Here is a 17,987-nt window from a genome sequence, read left to right on the forward strand (position 1 = left end):
AGCAACCAGTAACCAGTAACCAGTAACCAGTAACCAGTAACCAGTAACCAGTAACCAGTAACCAGTAACCAGTAACCAGTAACCAGCAACCAGCAACCCTTGCCCTGAGCGGAGTCGAAGGGAGCAACCTGCAATTAATTTTTCCTAAGATTCTCTATCCTTTCCTTAATAGGAGGGTGGGAGTAGTTGGCAAATACATACCACGGATGTGGTGTAAGGTTAGAATATGAGTTTTTAGATAAGTTTTTCAACCCGTTTATAAGACCATCGCTAAGTCCGTATCCTTTTGCAAAATTATCGGCCTGATATTCAAATTTTCGTGAAATAACATTCATAAAAATACCGATAAACTCAGAAATTGGAGAATATAGTATTCCAAAAGCAATTATGGCCAGATGAAACTTATTATCATTTCCTCCCAATGCTAAACTCAGTTCATTACTGTTTAAAAATAAAGATAATATAAAGAGCATTACCCCTGTTTGAACAACTCCCATAAGCATATTAGCAATAGTGTGTTTATGCTTGTAGTGTCCTATTTCGTGTGCCAATACAGCTACTATTTCTTCTGTGCTCAGCTGCTTAATAAGTGTATCGTAAAGAACAATGCGTTTTTTCTTTCCAAACCCTGCAAAATATGCATTGGCCTTGCTCGATCTTTTCGACCCGTCTATCACATATATATTATCTATTTCAAATCCAGCTGTTTTTCCGAAATTATCAATTGCCTGCTTCAGCTCACCGTCTTCCAAAGGTGTTTGTTTATTGAAAATAGGTACTATTACTGTTGAGTAGAAGAAGTTTAACCCCAGCGAAAATACACTGACAACTATCCATGTAATCCACCAAAAATCTTCTTGAATATAATTGTATATCCAAACAATAATACTCAATATCAGACCTCCTAAAACGGCTCCCAGTAATAATGATTTTAAAATATCAGTCCAAAAAGTAAGTTTATTGCTTTTATTAAAACCAAAACTATCTTCGATTGTAAAAGTTTGATAATAAGAAAAAGGTATAGAAATAATTGTACTCAAAATACCAACAATCGCAAAAAAAGCAAGTGTCTGTAATAATGGAGAAGTTGTGTATTGAGAAATATAAATATCCAGCTTTCCAAAACCGCCAATTATTAACACCAAAGAAGTTATGATAAAGCTGAATAATCCTGAGAGTTTCGAAAAATTATAATTAGCTACTTTATAATCCTGCTGCTTTAGGTATTCTTCTTCGTTGTAAATATCATTTACCAGCGGATTGGGCTTTTTGTGAAACCATTTCGCATTTGAGAAGTCCAGAAAACTTTCGAAAATATATGATAGAATATATATTGCAATTATTGAGATATAAACAGTATGAACCATTGTTTTATTTTAGATTTTGTGCAAAATTAACAAAATCATAATTAAAACCGAGGTCAAAATCATTCTATTAATTAGTGATAAGATTTAAATTTTACTTAGATAAAGTAAGCAGAGGTAATTTTGCCTCTTTTACCAGACATTTAGTAATACTTTTTCTGAAAATATAATCAATTAAACTACGCGATTTCTTTATCATAACCAGGAGATCAGCATCATTGTTTTGGTAAGCTTTATTTATTCCCTCTGCTATATCGTTTTCTAGTATATAATGATATTCGTAGTCTATACCTTTTAACTGATCTTTACATATATTAAAGAATTTATCAGCGTTGTCTCTTGTCTTTTTAAAGTTAGTATTGTCTGTTTGGATATTTACCAAAGTCAGTTTTGCTCCCAGATTTTTCGTCAACTCAAAAATGACAGGCAGGTTATCGTTTTCACATTTTAAATCGAAATCTGTGGCAAAAATGATATTTTTTATTCTTTTGAATTTTGCCTTTGGAGGAATAGCCATCACAGGATAATCAGTTTTACTTATTACATCAAAAGCATTAGAGCCTAAAAATATATCTTTCAAGCCTGAAGCCCCTGTAGACCCCATTATGATTAATCCTATATCTCTTCTTTTTACCTCATACTTTACCCCGCTGTATATTGATCCGTGTAAATGCTTATATTCTATTTCAACTTCTTTGTCCAGTTCTTTTTCTCTGATAGCCCTCTGAAGACTAAATAGTTCATCATCGGCTAAAGATTCCATTTTGTCAACAATTCTCATCATAGAACTTGACCCTGAAGCTGGTTTTTCAAAGGTGTTTAAAACCAATACTTTACTTTTAAATACTTTAGCCACTTCAATAGCGTATTCTAAAGCATTAAATGCGGATTTTGAAAAATCGGTAGGTACGAGTATATATTCCATAATTTTAAGTGCTTAACATGTTTAAACGAACAAAATACCGAGGGCACTTTATAAAGTTACGGAATTGTTTTTTTATTTCCTTACCTAATCCAGATTTTCTATAGTCAATTCGTTATTTCGAAAACCTATACTTATTTTCTGTTTTAATGCTTCCTTTTTTTCGAAAAACCAGTTTACGGCAACAATACTTAAAGCCAGAAGTACTGTAGTTATAACTGAACCTTCAAAACCAAATATACCTCCTGTGATTAAATCGTTATTGCTGATATTCTGCGAAATAAATGAATTAATATCATGTCCGCTAACTTCAAAACCTAATATTGGTCCCTGGAAAAAGTTCCATGAAAAGTGAAATGCAAGAGGAAACCAAAGGTTTTTACTGTGTATATATGAACTTCCCAGCAATAGTCCGGCCAAAACAATATTTATAAAAGAAACAGTACTTATTCCCGGATTCATAAGGTGTAATGCCGAAAATATTAATGAAGACAATAATAATGCAAAATATTTATTGGAAACACTCATCAAAGAATTTAACAGATATCCACGAACAAGAACTTCTTCATGTAATGAAACCAGTATAAAAAACACAGTGTACCCCAATAACCATTCAGGTTTAAACTCGATCGAAGTAACTTCTGTGTTTCCTGATACGATCAGGATGAAAAATCCAATAAACAATAGAAATATACCTAATGAAAATCCTAGAAAAAAGTCAAACATCCTGTCCTTTATAGAAAAACCCATTGAGAAAAAGTCTTTCTTGTCGATAAATTTTCTGTAAATACCAATCAGAATAAATGCTGAAATCATACTAACGGTTAAATATACAATAGAGTTAACCGGAATTTGTTCGTTGGTATTGTATGGGTAAAACAGATTTAATAATTTCTGTGAACCAAATTCTGTAGCAAGAATAGAAGGGATTAATATTAATACAAGTACAAGGATGTATAAAATCGGATGCTTTTTTTTCATTATTTTAATGATCGTTTAATAAATCAGGCCTTCTGTCTTTTGTTCTTTTTATGGCTTCTTCATGACGCCAGTCTTCAATATTATCGTGATGTCCGCTCATTAATATTTCAGGAACCTTCCTTCCCCTGAAGTCGGCCGGCCGTGTATATACCGGTGGGGCCAGCAGTTTATCCTGAAAAGAATCGGATAGGGCAGAAGTTTCATCCCCCAATACCCCCGGAATTAGTCTGATAATTGAATCTGCAATAATTGCTGCGGGCATTTCTCCACCCGAAAGCACAAAATCGCCAATAGAAATCTCTTTTGTAACGTAAAGATCTCTTACCCTTTGATCAACACCTTTATAATGTCCTGCCAATATTATTAAATTTTCCTTTAGAGAAAGCGTATTTGCTTCTTGCTGATTGTATGTTTTACCGTCGGGAGTAACGTAAATAATTTCTTCGTAAGCCCTTTCAGACTGAAGCTTATCAATACATTTAGATATTGGTTCTATCATCATAACCATTCCTGCACCTCCTCCAAACTGATAATCGTCAATTTGTCTATACTTGTTTGTAGAGTAGTCTCTAAGATCGTGTATTACAATTTCTACAAAACCTTTGTCTATAGCTCTTTTTACAATAGAAGCACTCATTGGTCCATCAAATAAGCTTGGAACGGCTGTTATAATGTCAATTCTCATTATAGAATGTTTTTTGCAAATATATTAAACAAAAAAAATCCTCAAAAACAATGTTAATGAGGATTTTTGTTTAGTAGCGAGAGTGAGACTTGAACTCACGGCCTCCGGGTTATGAATCCGACGCTCTAACCAGCTGAGCTACCTCGCCTAAATATGATTGATGTTAAAGTGTTTGTTGTTCGAGGTTCAACGACAAACATCAAACCTAATAACTTCAAACAATAAATGTAGCGAGAGTGAGACTTGAACTCACGGCCTCCGGGTTATGAATCCGACGCTCTAACCAGCTGAGCTACCTCGCCTTTTTGCTTTTGCGGGTGCAAATATATAAACAATATCTGTTGCTGCAAATAAATTTTACACAAAAAATATATATTTTTCTGGTGTTTATTTTTCACTAAAAACATAGGTATTATAACACTTTGTGTAATAATTCGATAGGTAAAAGTAATTATGTTTGTTTTCTTTTTATAAAGAATTATTTTTCATTTAAATTTTGATTACATATATTGCGGTCAGAGAAAAAACTATTGAAAAAAATACTTAACTTAATATGAGTGATACTAAGTTCCAAATAGAGTTTGTGATTAACTCTTCCCCAAGTTTGTTATATAACTATATATCAACTCCAAGTGGTCTTGCCGAGTGGTTTGCTGATAATGTTAATTCCAGATCAGACAAATATAGCTTTATTTGGGAAGGATCAGAAGAAATAGCATTCCTTATAGCTAAAAAACAAGATCGTTTAGTACGTTTTCGTTGGGATGAAAGAGATAATGATACATTTTGGGAAATGAAGATTCAGGTTGACGAGCTAACGAAGGATGTTTCGTTAATAGTAACTGATTTTGCCGAAGATGAAGATGAAGTAGAAGAGTCAAAAATGTTTTGGGATAACCAGATTGGTGAATTAAAGCATGTTATAGGTTCATAATAATATGTTTAATTAGATATTAATTGGTCTATATTTGCACAAAAAATTCACTATGACGATTAAGCAGATTTTAGACAATAATAAAATATTTGTAATGCCGTTCCTGATTTTTATTTTGGGAGGGGCATTTTTTTTGGCTATTTATCCCCTTGAAGAGGGGCATTTGTTATTAAACAAATACCATAATGATTTTTTTGATTCATTTTTTAAATATGCCACTTACCTGGGAGATGGAATAGTGTTTGGTATTGCTATAGTACTGGGGCTTTTTATCAGGTATAGAATTTCGTTATATGCTGCAATTACCGGTTTACTTACTCTGTTTTTGATAAGCTATATAAGTAAGGAGTTGTTATTTCATGATTATCCGCGTCCTGCCAATGTCTTCCGAAATTTAGATATTCAATTACACTATGTAAAAGGAGTAAAGATGCACATGATTTCTTCTTTCCCTTCAGGACATACTACAACTGCTTTTGCTTTATATACTTTATTGGCCTTATTTTGTAAACGTAATGTTGCTAAATTAAGTTTGTTCTTTCTGGCTGTAATTGCTGGTTTGTCAAGAGTGTATTTAAGTCAACACTTTGTTAAAGATATTGAAGCCGGTGCAATTGTAGGTTTTATTACGGCATTGTTAGTTTATTATTATATGAATAAAAAAACCGGAAAAAATAAAAAGCTGGATAAGTCATTGCTAAATCCGGTGAATTAAAGATGTTAAGCAAAGATAATAGAATACGTTTGGGGATAATAATTGTATCTCTCTTGCTTTTTACTCCATATTTGGGGCAGGTTCATCTCTTCGACTGGGATGAAATTAATTTTGCTGAGGCTACTCGCGAAATGCTCATTACCGGCAACTATTCTATTGTTCAAATCGACTATCAGCCATTTTTCGAAAAACCTCCTTTATTCTTTTGGATACAGGCTGTTTCGATGCATATTTTTGGTATTAATGAGTTTGCAGCAAGGTTTCCTAATGCACTGGTCGGTGTTTTTTCACTTCTTCTAATCTTCAATATAGGAAAGAAATATTACGATTCAAGGTTTGCTTTAATATGGGTATTAAGCTATGCCGGATCAATATTACCATTTTTTTATTTCAAATCAGGAGTAATTGATCCATGGTTTAATTTCTTTATTTTTTCAGGTCTTTATTATGCTGTTAAATATCTGGATGAGAGTGCTTACCGAAATAAATGGAACCTTGTTATATCAGGCGCAGCAATTGGCTTGGGGATTCTTACGAAAGGTCCGGTGGCTTTGATGATTTTGCTGCTGACACTTGGAGTTTATTTCCTGATTAAAATGTTTAAAGGCTTTCCTTCAATCCTCGATTTTTTGATATTCTTTGGTGTTATGTTCATTTTTGGAGGATCGTGGTTTATAGTTGAATTCTTTAGAGGGAATGAAAAGGTAATATATGAATTTGTACACGTACAAATTGAACTTCTTTCTAAGAATGTAGCAGATCATGAAGAGCCTTGGTATTATCATTCAATAGTATTATTGATAGGTGTTTTTCCAGCTTCCATTTTGGCATTGAAATCACTCGGAAGAAATGAGGCGGATAATTTAAGGCAAAAGCACTTAAGCTTATTTATGAAAATATTGTTTTGGGTGGTTCTGGCAGTTTTTTCAATGGTGAAAACCAAAATTGTTCACTATTCATCGATGGCATACTTTCCTTTAACTTTTCTGGCTGCTCATACTATTTTCTATTTAATGAGCGAAAGGATAAGATGGAGCAGGTGGATGTCCTTGATATTGGGTAGTGTCGGATTGTTTTGGAGTTTATTAATGATATTCCTTCCAGTTATTGGTATTAATATCGATAAGCTGAAGAATTCAGCATTGATTAGCGATGAATTTGCGAAAGCTAATATGGATGCTGTTGTAAACTGGACCGGATATGAAGGTGTTATTGGAGTATTCCTCTTAAGTGGTGTACTGTTTTCACTTTTTAATAAATCATATAATTCAGGAGTAAGGATGATAGCATTAAACGTGACCGTTATAATTACAATGTTTTTGTTTACTTCGGTCAACATTCCCAAGGTAGAAGAGTATTCTCAGGGTGCAGCTATTGAGTTTTTTAAAAAATTTAAAGACGATTCTGCATATGTTGCTCCTGTGATGTATAAATCGTATGCTCACTTGTTTTATACAGAGAAAAAAGCTCAAAAAAATCCTAATCACAATAACGTAAGCTGGCTGTTGAATGGAGAAATAGATAAACCGGCATATTTTGTGTCGAGAATTACACAAAAAGATAAAGTATTAATCAAATACTCAAATCTCAAAATTATCGGAGAGAAAAATGGTTTTGTTTTTTATAAAAGAGTTAGGTAGCAGTTTTATGGAGAGAATGATTAAAAGAATATTCGACTACCTCACAGCGTTAATTTTGTTGCTGTTTGTATTTCCTGTGCTTATAGTTCTAATTATTGTGGCAACAGTATCTACAGGGAAATTTGGTATTTTTTCGCAGTTGAGGGTAGGTAAACACGGACGTCTTTTCAATATATATAAAATTAGGTCGATGGTTGTTCAAAGAGGAGATGTAATCACCGCCGAAAACGACCCCCGAATAACGAATTTTGGACATTTTATCAGAAAAACAAAGCTTGATGAGTTAACCCAGTTAATAAATATATTAAAGGGTGATATGTCTTTTGTTGGTCCGAGGCCTGATGTTCCGGGTTATGCCGATCAGCTTAAAGGTAAAGATGAAATTATATTATCTGTAAAGCCCGGAATTACCGGACCGGCTACTTTAATATTTCGCGATGAAGAACATTTACTTATGCTTCAGGAGGATAAAAAGAAGTATAACGATGAAATTATCTGGCCCGAAAAAGTAAGGGTAAACAGAGAGTATTTAGAGAATTGGTCGCTGGTAAATGATATAGAAATTCTTTTGAAAACATTTATTTGATTATAAAATAAAGTAGGAAGCTATGATTTATAAAACTGGTGTTAACCAGTTATGAAATTGCATGGTTAGTGACTCGATTATTGTTGTATATATAATTGACATGAAGTAAGTAATTTTTGCCTGTCATCTATAAATACCTGCAATATTTGATGTTCCAAACGATAACTTAAAGCAATGATTTAAGCTATGTGATTACTTGTACTTCAAAAATCATATGCAAAATAAACCCCGTATTTATCTCCTTTTATCTGTGGTATTAGGCTGATATTTTCCTTGTTCTTAAAGGGGTTAAAACTTTTAAGAGGCTCAAAATAATACACTAGATTAGTCACTAATATTCCAATTCCTGCTCCGACCAAAACATCAGAGAACCAGTGTTTGTTATTAATCATTCTGAAAACACCCGTTGTTGTGGCAAAAGCATATCCGCTATATGCCAAAAGGGGAGATGTACTGCTAAATTCATTGTACAGAACAGTTGCATTGGTAAAGGCAAATGACGTATGTCCCGAAGGAAATGAATTATCGGCAGACCCATTTGGTCTTACTTTTGAAATAGAGTGTTTTAAGCCATGTGTAATAGCTGCTGTAATTGTATTTGAAATCAGAAGGTATTTAGTTTGATCGAACCAGTGATTTTTGGCTTCGATTTTTAAAGCATCAGCAAGGTACAATTCTACTATTGGTATGTACTGGGTTACATCATCAATATGGTATTCGAATTCATTACCAACTTTATTTCTCAATTTTGTTTGAAGGTTTTTCTCAAAATGGCTATTATTTATAAGTAATCCTGCTCCGATAAGAGTTGTTGGTAATATGCTTTTCTTTAAAAGGTTACCGGACAAAATACTGTCTTTTTTATATTTATATTGTGCATTTACATCAAACACGGTTGTAATTAACAGTATGAGAACAAGGAATCCTGAAGTTTTAATTTGTATAAATTTTGTCATGTCAGTTTTATGAAACACAATGATAGCATTAAATTTCGAAAATAAATGAAAGGATAAAGATATTACAGTGCACTTTGCTTGCGACATTATAAAAACAGAGCAATAATTAAACAAATACAAATTTTATTTAACAAAATTCCTGTTATCTTTGCTAGATTTCAAAAATCAAGTAGACAATAATGATTATTTTTAATATTGTCACTGATTTATTTGATAAAATACGTTAAGGAATATGAAGTTTACATTAGAGGTAAAAGATAAATTATCGAAGGCACGTACGGGAGTGGTTGAAACTGCACATGGAAAGATTGAAACACCAATTTTCATGCCTGTAGGTACTGTAGGTACAGTTAAAGCTGTACATCAACGTGAGTTGAAAGAGGATATTGAAGCTCAAATAATACTAGGGAATACATATCATTTATATTTACGTCCCGGAATGGAAATTATGGAAAAAGCCGGAGGCTTACATAAATTCATGAACTGGGATAAGCCTATTCTAACCGATTCAGGAGGGTTTCAGGTGTATTCGCTGGCTGATAACCGAAAAATTACAGAAGAAGGAGTTAAATTTAAATCTCATATTGACGGTTCTTCTCATTTCTTTTCGCCTGAAAGTGTAATGGAAGTACAGAGAACAATTGGAGCTGATATTATAATGGCATTTGATGAATGTACTCCATATCCTGCAGATTATGCCTATGCTAAACGTTCAATGGAAATGACCCACCGTTGGTTAGGAAGATGTTTTACACACCTTGAAAAGGTTCCTCCAATGCATGGATTCGAACAAAGCCTTTTTCCTATTGTTCAGGGTAGTACTTATAAAGATCTTCGAACGCAGTCGGCCGAAACTATAGCTTCATTTGAGGCAGATGGTAATGCTATCGGAGGCTTATCGGTAGGAGAGCCTGCTGAGGAAATGTATAAAACTACTGAAATTGTATGTGGAATTTTACCTGAAGATAAACCAAGATATCTTATGGGGGTTGGAACCCCGATTAATATATTGGAAAATATAGCTTTAGGTGTTGATATGTTCGACTGTGTGATGCCTACCAGAAATGCACGAAATGGAATGTTGTTTACTTCAGAGGGTACTATCAACATAAAAAACAGAAAATGGGCTGATGATTTTTCACCTTTAGATCCCGCGGGCAACACTTATGTTGATACGTTTTACACAAAGGCATATGTACGACATTTGTTTGCAGCCAATGAATTCCTGGCGAAACAAATTGCCTCTATTCATAACTTAGGATTTTATTTATGGCTTGTAAAAGAGGCTAGAAAACATATTCAGGCAGGAGATTTTACGGAGTGGAAAAACATCATGGTCAAAAAGTTAGGTCAAAGATTATAGTAAAGAGTATTTTTTTTAATTTTTGTACTGATAATTCATTATATCACCAATTTACAGTAAATGAAGAAACTCGATTTATACATAATTAATAAGTTTTTAGGAACATTTTTATTTACAATAATCATGTTGCTGGCAATAGCAATAGTTATTGATATTTCAGAGAAAGTAGATGATTTTATAAAAGCAGGGGTATCTACATCCGAAATAATTTCTGATTATTATGTAAACTTCGCATTGTTCTATGGTAATATGTTTATGCCATTGGTAGTTTTTTTGGCCGCAATTCTGTTTACATCTAAAATGGCTGAGCAGACTGAAATTGTAGCATATTTAGCCGGAGGAATAAGTTTTAATCGTTTGCTTTTTCCATATTTTGTCAGTGCTACTATATTGGCATTTTTATCACTTGTACTAAATCATCAGGTATTGCCAAAGGCCAATCTGGTGCGAAAGGAATTCGAATCGAAGTATATTGAAAAGAAAAAAAGCAAGAGGTTCGAAAATATCCACCGACAAATAAAACCTAATGAATATATATATATAAAATCTTTTAATACAGACCGTAATCAGGGCTTTAACTTTTCATTAGAGAAGTTTGAAGGTACTATGCTCCAATATAAGCTCTCAAGCGATTATATTAATTTTAATCCTGAAGACTCGATATATAAATTACGTAACTGGAAAGTTAGAGTTTTATCCGGAACCAATGATGAAATATCCAGTGGCTATCAAATGGATACTACATTTACTTTTCTTCCAAAAGATTTAACACCAAAGGAATATATAGCTGAGACTATGACTTATCACCAGCTGAATGATTTTATTGAAGAACAGGAGTTTAGAGGGTCTGAAAATTTAAGTGCTTATCTGGTTGAAAATCACAGGAGAACCTCTATGCCCGCATCAACTTACATTTTGACTCTGATTGCTGTTTCGCTAGCATATAGGAAAAAGAGGGGAGGAATGGGGATGAACATTGCCGTAGGTCTGTTGCTTATGGTTCTCTATATTTTCTTTATGCGAATAGCAGATACTTTTGCAATAAAAGATGATTTTCCTCCATTACTGGCAGTTTGGATACCAAATATAATTTTCGGTTTATTATCATTAGTCTTATACAATAATGCCAAAAAGTAAAAATGAATATTTGCACCTGCATTTAATAGTGTTTATATGGGGATTTACAGCTATTTTAGGAAAGCTTATTTCTCTGGATGCTGTTACTTTAGTTTGGTACAGGATATTTTTTACTGTAATATCTATTTTCGCTTTTATAAAAATTGCTAAAATTGATATTAGACTGCCCAAAAAGGCAATACTGCAATTATTGGGAATAGGTGTAATAATAGCATTCCATTGGACTACCTTCTACTATGCTATTAAAATTGCAAATGTATCGGTTACCTTAGCCGGCTTATCAACAGGAGCTTTTTTTGTTTCTATTCTTGAGCCAATAATATACAGGAAAAGACCTGTTATACACGAGATGTTGTTGGGTATTGTTGTAGTTGGCGGAATTTTATTAATACTAGATGTAGAGGGCGATCTAAAAGTTGGAGTTCTAATAGCTTTACTTTCTGCGGCTTTAGCTTCTCTTTTTTCTGTTTTTAACGCAAGGTTAGCCCATAAGTGGGATCCTACTGTAATTACATTCTATCAGATGATAGGGGGGGTGCTGACATTGAGTTTAGTTATTCCATTTATGAGTAAGGATATGGTGGATTTTTCAATTCCAACGGGAATGGATTTGGTGTATCTTATTATATTAGCTACTGTTTGTACTGCATACACCTTTATAGCTGCCGTTAGGATTATGAGAACACTTTCGGCATTTACAGTTGTATTAACAGTTAATCTGGAACCTGTTTACGGGATAATAATGGCTTATTTTATTTTTGGAGAATCTGAAACCATGTCTCCCAAATTCTATATTGGTACCTTTGTTATTATTTCAACAGTATTGATAAATTCGTGGATAAAGAGTAAGAGCATAAAAGAAAAAAACTCATTATAAGATGGAAAAGTTAACGTTTACACTGAGTAGCGAGTACATTGAACTCATTAAGTTATTGAAGATGATGAAACTGGTGGGGTCCGGTGGCGAAGCGAAAATAAGAATTGAAGATGGTGAAGCTTTCCGAAATGGAGAAGTAGAAACCAGAAAACGTGCTAAAATTAAAGCAGGGGAAGTTATTGTTTTTGATGAATTCGAAATAAAAGTATTGGCTGCTGAAGCTGATTAACTATTAATAGAATTAAAAAGAATCGTCATCCTGGCCAGGATGACGATTCTTTTTTGCTAATTTATTTACTCAACAATTCGTCAAAATATGCATTAATCCCTTCCGATGACGGTCTCGGAGCATTCACAGAGATTATTTTTCCCTCTTTGTCTACCATCATAAATCTCGGAATACCTCTAATTTCATTTTGCTGTATTATTTCTGACTTCCACGCTTTTTCAGCGTGAAGTTGTATCCATTCAAAGTTTTCTTTTTCCAGCATTTTTTTCCATGCAGATCTGTTATCATCAACCGATACACTCACGAATACAATATCTTTTCCTTCATATTCTTTTGAAAGTTTTGCCAGTGATGGAATTTCCTGTTTACACGGTCCACACCAGGTAGCCCAAACATCTATATATACTAATTTCCCTTTATAATCTGATAAAGAATGTGTTTTACCATCAATATCAGGGTAAGACCATTGTACTGCAGTTTTTCCGGCTCTAAGCTTTTCGAACGAAGCATATGTATCATCTATACTCTTTTGATATTCAATATCAGTATTTACTTTTGAATAGATACTATATAAGGTATCCCTTTCTTTCTCGCCTGCATAAGTGATATTGTATTTAGTGGCTTCATAAAATAACTCATTTTTTAGTTTTGGAGAGTTTAAGTCGCCATCAAGCCATTCTAAATATTTAGCAATATTTATATCATTCTTTTCTTCATCATTTAGATACTCTCTGTATTTTTCTTTTTTCACCTCCGACATGAATTTTATAAACTTCGAAGAGTATACAAAATCATCAGTGTCAACAATGGCTTTATCTATCTCATTAGATATACCTTCACCCAATTCCAGTTTTTCTTTCATGAAATAGTTGTGGTAAGGAGTATATATAGTATAGAAATAAAACTGCTCGTATTTAACGTCTGCATTAAAGCTTGTTAAAAATAAAGAATCAACTTCAGGTCCCTTAGAATATTCTTTTAACAGCTTTTTATATACTTCTTTTACAGAATCGCTTTTCGCAATAAATTTTTCGGGATTTAACTTAAATATGTCCGGATAGTAGGCTAAATCTTTAGCAAGTCTTTCTTTTTCCGATAATAAGTTATTTTCCTTCGATCCTATACCTTCAAATTTTGTATCCCTGATAAAATTTTCTTTGCTGGTAATTAAATTTAAATCAAATCCGTCTTTTAAATATAAAGAGATACTTTTTCTTCCTAGAACTAATTTTGAAAAAGTAGGTAAACCCGCTTTTTGTTCTAAACGAAAGTTTCCAAGGGAATCAGTTTGTAAAGTGTCTGTTTTTGTTTTTGACACAAGTAATACACTTTTATCTCCGATATTTTCTATTTTACCACTAACAACAGCAGCAGGTTCGTGTTTCTTTTCGATTGAACATGCAATAAATACTGATGCTGCAACTAAACTTATTAATATTTTACGCATTTGATAAAGCTTTGATTGTTTTTCTTAATTTGCTAATATATATTTTCTGCTATATCGAAATATATAAATAAATGTTAAACTAACTGCAGATATATGAATGCGCCAAATAAAACCCCAAAAACACTTAATCTTCTTTCTACTCTGTTTCTTCTTATTTCAATAATCACAATTTCGGTTCGACTAACAGGTAATGATGAGTTGGAAAATATTTTTAAACCAATGTTAATGCCGGTTTTGATGATTATTTTATATACTCATAGCAATAAGTTATCTTCAATATATTCCAGGTTAATTTTTATGGCACTGGGTTTTTCACTCCTTGGAGATATTTTCTTAATGCCACTTTTCGACAATTTCATTTTCGGACTGGCAAGTTTTTTGCTTGCCCATGTGTTATATATTATAGCGTTTGCAAAAATGAATAGTAGTTTTGTACTTGGATTGATAAAAGGTAAACTGTATTCATCAATAATATTTCTGGCATATGTGTTTTTAGTAGCTTTTCTGGTAAATAAAATGATTGATTCCAATACCGAAACATTTCTCTTAGTTGCAGTTGTTATTTATGCTTCAGTGATAACATTAATGGTGTTATTTTCAATATCGCTATCTAATAATGTTGAGGGTATTGCTACAAAAATGATTATGGTTGGAGCAATACTGTTTATGCTGTCTGACTCAATTATAGCAATAAATAAATTTGCATTTGAAGTAGATTTGTCCGGTTTATGGATAATGAGTACTTACACTTTAGGTCAATGGATGATAGCTGTTGGTAGCGTAAAAGCAGAGAGGATGCTATAAAAAAACACCCTTTCTTTATTCTTAATTACGATACCTAATCCTAATAGTTGCCTCTGACAATAGGTGCTTCAGTTGCTTCAATATCATAAAATTCATTATTGGCTATGTATGATTCGCCGTGCTGACTAATATCCAAGCCTAGTTTTTCTTCCTCTTCATTAACTCTTAACGGAGAAATAAAGTCTGTTATTTTATATAAAACATAAGCCCCGCCAAATGTAAATATGCTAACGCCTACAAGTGCTCCCATGTGAATAAAGAATGAATGATAGTCTCCATATATTAAGCCTATATCTTTGGCAAACACAGCAGTAAAGATCATACCCGAAATACCTCCGATGCCATGACACGGGAAGACATCAAGAGTATCATCAAGCTCTTTTTTGTTTTTATAATACAATGCAATATTACTAATCATCGAACTGGCAAAACCAATAAATATACTTTGACCAAGTGTAACGAAAGCAGCTCCCGGAGTAATAGCCACCAATCCAACAACTGCACCGATAGCAGCCCCTAAAGCAGAAGTTTTTCTACCCATTATTCTGTCGTATAAAACCCAGGAAATCATTGCTGCAGCAGAGGCTAAGGCAGTTGTTCCAAATGCAAGTGCTGCATCTTTGTTTGCCCCTAGTGCCGATCCGGCATTAAAACCAAACCAACCAAACCATAACATTCCTGTTCCCAGTAATACAAAAGGAATATTAACAGGCTTGTGTTCTTCGTTATTACTTTTTACAGAACTTCTTTTACCTAATATAATTGCTCCCGCCAGTGCGGCAAAACCAGCCGACATATGTACAACAGTTCCACCCGCAAAATCTAATACTCCTAATTTTCTTAGAATTCCTTCGGGATGCCATGTCATGTGGGCCAGTGGAGTGTATATGAATATTGAGAATAATACAATGAATATTAAATAACTGTCAAACTTGATCCTTTCTGCAAAACTACCGGTAATAATAGCCGGTGTAATAATTGCAAATTTCAATTGAAACAATGCAAATAGTAAAAACGGAAAAGTAGGTGCAAAATCTAAATTCGGAGAAAGCCCAACATTTTTAAACATGAAATAAGTAAATGGGTTTCCGATTATTCCTCCTATATCTTCTCCAAATGAAAGACTAAATCCAACTATTACCCAAATTATACTTACAACTCCAAGAGAAATAAAACTCTGGAGCATAGTTGAAATAATGTTTTCTTTTGATACCATTCCTCCATAAAAAAATGATAGTCCCGGAGTCATAAAAAATACAAGTCCGGTGGCAGTTAACATCCAGACAGTATCAGCAGCATTAATCGGTAATTCATTTTCGGCAACATTTGTTGGAAATAAAAACAGGCTCATCGTAAGTAATGATAATACCAGTAGAATGATTTTTTTAGTTTTACTCATAAAATTATTTTTTTTCATAATTATTGACTAAGCTCACCAATAATTAGGGGGGTGTTGTTAAAATTTAACTGTTTCGACAAATATATCTTAAAAAATAGGGGGGATGCAAGTAAAAAAACACAAATAAACAATTATTTATGTGAAATATAAATATTTGCACTAAAAAATAGGGGGGCAGTTAAAAAATAGATGTTTTTTTAAGAATTGTTCATTAAAAAATAGGGGGGTAGCTAATCCAAACTATAATTGTATTAAAAATCAACTAATGCCATTAATTCACTTTTTTTATTTAAAGTGTTAATAGAATTAAATTATGAAAACCGAGAATATATTGTTTTTCTTCGTGAAAAAGGAATAATTTATGTAAATTACGCAACAAATCAAATAAAATATCGGTAATTTGATAATATCTTATATATTTGCATTAAACAAAGTGTACTATTTACACTTAAAAAGAAATAAATTATGGCTTCAACATATCAATTAGACGAAATAGATAATCAAATTTTAGAGTTATTGATCGAAAATACAAGAATGCCTTACACAGAAATTGCAAAGAAATTAATAATTTCTGCGGGGACAGTACATGTTAGAGTGAAAAAGATGGAAGACGCCGGTATTATAAAAGGAACGTCCCTGAGCATAGATTATGGAAAAATGGGATATTCTTTTATTGCCTATGTAGGTCTGTATCTGTCAAGAACATCTGAAACTCAAACAGTCATTGAGAAACTTAAGGCAATTCCATATATAACAGTAGCGCATATAACAACAGGTAAGTTTAATATTTTCTGTAAAGTTAGAGCAAAAGACACATCTCATGCAAAAGACATCATCTTTCAAATTGACGACATTGATGGAGTTGCAAGAACCGAGAGCATGATCAGTATGGAGGAATCTATCAACGATAAAAACAGATTGATGCATTCAATTTTTAGATAAAGTACAATTAGTGTCCGATTAAAATTTAAGATCGGACATTTTTCTTCTAATTTCTTTCTAATTATTATTGAGGTTCAACAAAATGTTTATGTTCTTTAAAGTGCGCAGGTGTAACGCCTATTTTTTGTTTAAACATTCTAGAAAAGTATGAAGATGATTGAAACCCTAGTTCAAAACATATTTCTTTTACACTTTTATCAGAAGTAAGCAATAATTCTTTTGCTCTAATAACTTTTAACTGCAAGTGGTATTGCTTAGGAGACATTCCCGTATATTTTTTAAACATTTTTCTAAAATAAGAATATCCAATATTGTATTCATCAGCAAGATCCTGCATATTCAGGTCTTTATCTATATTTTCTCTTAGCGAATATCGAATTTTATTTATAGCCTCTGACAACCTGTTGTTGTTAAAGTCATCATTTTTAATATTTGCATTAATATGGCCTATAAGTTTTATAATAATAGCAGTTGAAATAGACTGGTAACTATGAGATTCTTTTTTAATTATCTCGAAAATTTTATCGTAACATTCCAAAAACTGCTCATTAATTCCTACATGAACAACAGGTTTGTTTTTGTTTACAAGAAGTTGAGAAATAAAATGATCAGCAATATTACCCTTAAAACCGATGTAATTAGTCATCCACCCGGTTTCTTCCGAGGGTTTGTATCTGTGCCATTGTCCAGGATAAACAATAACAAAACTACCCTCATCTATTTCTAAAGTAGCAAATTTATTTTCAAATATGCCTTTTCCCTTAGTTATGTATATAATCTGATATTCATCAAGAATACGACCTTCTTCCCAGCTAAAATAGTATTCTGTAGGATGGTCTTTCGAAGGGTAAATTTCGTGAGGTTTAACATGCGACTTTCCTATTGAGTCGATGTATATTCCCCATTTTTTTTCCTCTTCACTGATGGTAAGATATTTCTTAAAATTATTCATGGACTATGTTGTTAGTAGTTTTATTGAATAAGTTTTCGTTCAACATCCAAAAAT

Annotated in this window: 18 protein-coding genes and 2 tRNA genes; 10 read left to right on the top strand and 10 right to left on the bottom strand. The window is 32.8% G+C overall.

From position 1 onward, the window contains the following. Positions 1-134: 134 nt before the first annotated feature. From ABFR62_01975 to ABFR62_02000, 6 genes are all read right to left on the bottom strand, one after another. A complete protein-coding gene (locus ABFR62_01975; GenBank protein MEN8137177.1) occupies positions 135-1,367 on the bottom strand; it encodes a M48 family metallopeptidase in 1,233 nt (410 codons plus the stop codon). A gap of 91 nt (positions 1,368-1,458) precedes the next feature. After that, positions 1,459-2,289, bottom strand: a complete 831-nt coding sequence (locus ABFR62_01980; protein MEN8137178.1) for a universal stress protein — start codon at positions 2,287-2,289, stop codon at positions 1,459-1,461. Positions 2,290-2,373: 84 nt separating this feature from the next. Further along, a complete protein-coding gene (locus ABFR62_01985) occupies positions 2,374-3,267 on the bottom strand; it encodes a CPBP family intramembrane glutamic endopeptidase (GenBank protein ID MEN8137179.1) in 894 nt (297 codons plus the stop codon). 4 nt (positions 3,268-3,271) lie between these two features. Beyond that, on the bottom strand, positions 3,272-3,952 hold the full coding sequence (gene trmD / locus ABFR62_01990) for a tRNA (guanosine(37)-N1)-methyltransferase TrmD (protein MEN8137180.1): 681 nt from the start codon (positions 3,950-3,952) through the stop codon (positions 3,272-3,274). Positions 3,953-4,026: 74 nt separating this feature from the next. Further along, a tRNA-Met gene (locus tag ABFR62_01995) sits at positions 4,027-4,100 on the bottom strand. Positions 4,101-4,180: 80 nt separating this feature from the next. Further along, positions 4,181-4,254, bottom strand: a tRNA-Met gene (locus ABFR62_02000). Between the two features lie 251 nt (positions 4,255-4,505). Here ABFR62_02000 and ABFR62_02005 point away from each other — a divergent pair. From ABFR62_02005 to ABFR62_02020, 4 genes are read left to right on the top strand one after another with little or no spacing between them, the layout of a single operon-like run. After that, positions 4,506-4,886, top strand: a complete 381-nt coding sequence (locus ABFR62_02005) for an START-like domain-containing protein (protein MEN8137181.1) — start codon at positions 4,506-4,508, stop codon at positions 4,884-4,886. Positions 4,887-4,938: 52 nt separating this feature from the next. Further along, entirely contained in the window at positions 4,939-5,601 is a 663-nt protein-coding gene (locus tag ABFR62_02010) for a phosphatase PAP2 family protein (GenBank protein ID MEN8137182.1), read from the top strand. A gap of 2 nt (positions 5,602-5,603) precedes the next feature. After that, positions 5,604-7,241 (top strand): glycosyltransferase family 39 protein, encoded by a 1,638-nt coding sequence (locus tag ABFR62_02015; protein ID MEN8137183.1) that lies wholly within the window; start codon positions 5,604-5,606, stop codon positions 7,239-7,241. 7 nt (positions 7,242-7,248) lie between these two features. Next, positions 7,249-7,827 carry a sugar transferase gene (locus tag ABFR62_02020; GenBank protein MEN8137184.1) on the top strand — a complete coding sequence of 193 codons (579 nt, stop codon included), beginning with the start codon at positions 7,249-7,251 and terminating at the stop codon, positions 7,825-7,827. A 203-nt stretch (positions 7,828-8,030) separates the two neighbouring features. Here the strand turns inward: ABFR62_02020 and ABFR62_02025 are convergent, their stop codons facing one another. Continuing rightward, on the bottom strand, positions 8,031-8,783 hold the full coding sequence (locus ABFR62_02025; GenBank protein MEN8137185.1) for a phosphatase PAP2 family protein: 753 nt from the start codon (positions 8,781-8,783) through the stop codon (positions 8,031-8,033). A gap of 232 nt (positions 8,784-9,015) precedes the next feature. Here ABFR62_02025 and tgt point away from each other — a divergent pair, with 232 nt between their 5' ends. Genes tgt through ABFR62_02045 form a run of 4 tightly spaced genes read left to right on the top strand, consistent with a single transcriptional unit; the run spans position 9,016 to position 12,389 of the window. Further along, a complete protein-coding gene (gene tgt / locus ABFR62_02030) occupies positions 9,016-10,146 on the top strand; it encodes a tRNA guanosine(34) transglycosylase Tgt (GenBank protein MEN8137186.1) in 1,131 nt (376 codons plus the stop codon). A gap of 60 nt (positions 10,147-10,206) precedes the next feature. Further along, a complete protein-coding gene (locus ABFR62_02035) occupies positions 10,207-11,283 on the top strand; it encodes an LptF/LptG family permease (protein ID MEN8137187.1) in 1,077 nt (358 codons plus the stop codon). Further along, entirely contained in the window at positions 11,270-12,160 is an 891-nt protein-coding gene (locus tag ABFR62_02040; GenBank protein ID MEN8137188.1) for an EamA family transporter, read from the top strand. The genes ABFR62_02035 and ABFR62_02040 overlap by 14 nt, the downstream gene beginning before the upstream one ends. A gap of 1 nt (position 12,161) precedes the next feature. Continuing rightward, positions 12,162-12,389, top strand: coding sequence for an RNA-binding S4 domain-containing protein (locus ABFR62_02045; GenBank protein ID MEN8137189.1), 228 nt, complete (start codon positions 12,162-12,164; stop codon positions 12,387-12,389). Between the two features lie 61 nt (positions 12,390-12,450). Here ABFR62_02045 and ABFR62_02050 read toward each other — a convergent pair whose 3' ends face one another. Beyond that, positions 12,451-13,836 (bottom strand): TlpA disulfide reductase family protein, encoded by a 1,386-nt coding sequence (locus tag ABFR62_02050; GenBank protein ID MEN8137190.1) that lies wholly within the window; start codon positions 13,834-13,836, stop codon positions 12,451-12,453. Positions 13,837-13,929: 93 nt separating this feature from the next. On the opposite strand from ABFR62_02050, the gene ABFR62_02055 reads away from it, so the two are divergent. Next, complete coding sequence (locus ABFR62_02055) at positions 13,930-14,640, top strand: lysoplasmalogenase (GenBank protein MEN8137191.1); 711 nt, start codon at positions 13,930-13,932, stop codon at positions 14,638-14,640. Positions 14,641-14,680: 40 nt separating this feature from the next. Here ABFR62_02055 and ABFR62_02060 read toward each other — a convergent pair whose 3' ends face one another. After that, positions 14,681-15,991: an ammonium transporter gene (locus ABFR62_02060; GenBank protein MEN8137192.1), complete on the bottom strand. Its 1,311-nt coding sequence runs from the start codon at positions 15,989-15,991 to the stop codon at positions 14,681-14,683. 513 nt (positions 15,992-16,504) lie between these two features. Here ABFR62_02060 and ABFR62_02065 point away from each other — a divergent pair. Continuing rightward, the gene (locus ABFR62_02065) at positions 16,505-16,981 is read left to right on the top strand and encodes a winged helix-turn-helix transcriptional regulator (GenBank protein MEN8137193.1); all 477 of its coding nucleotides are present in this window, start codon (positions 16,505-16,507) and stop codon (positions 16,979-16,981) included. A gap of 64 nt (positions 16,982-17,045) precedes the next feature. Here ABFR62_02065 and ABFR62_02070 read toward each other — a convergent pair whose 3' ends face one another. Next, positions 17,046-17,933: an AraC family transcriptional regulator gene (locus ABFR62_02070; protein ID MEN8137194.1), complete on the bottom strand. Its 888-nt coding sequence runs from the start codon at positions 17,931-17,933 to the stop codon at positions 17,046-17,048. Between the last annotated feature and the right edge of the window lie 54 nt (positions 17,934-17,987).

Source organism: Bacteroidota bacterium (genome assembly GCA_039714315.1).
Classification (GTDB): domain Bacteria; phylum Bacteroidota; class Bacteroidia; order Flavobacteriales; family JADGDT01; genus JADGDT01.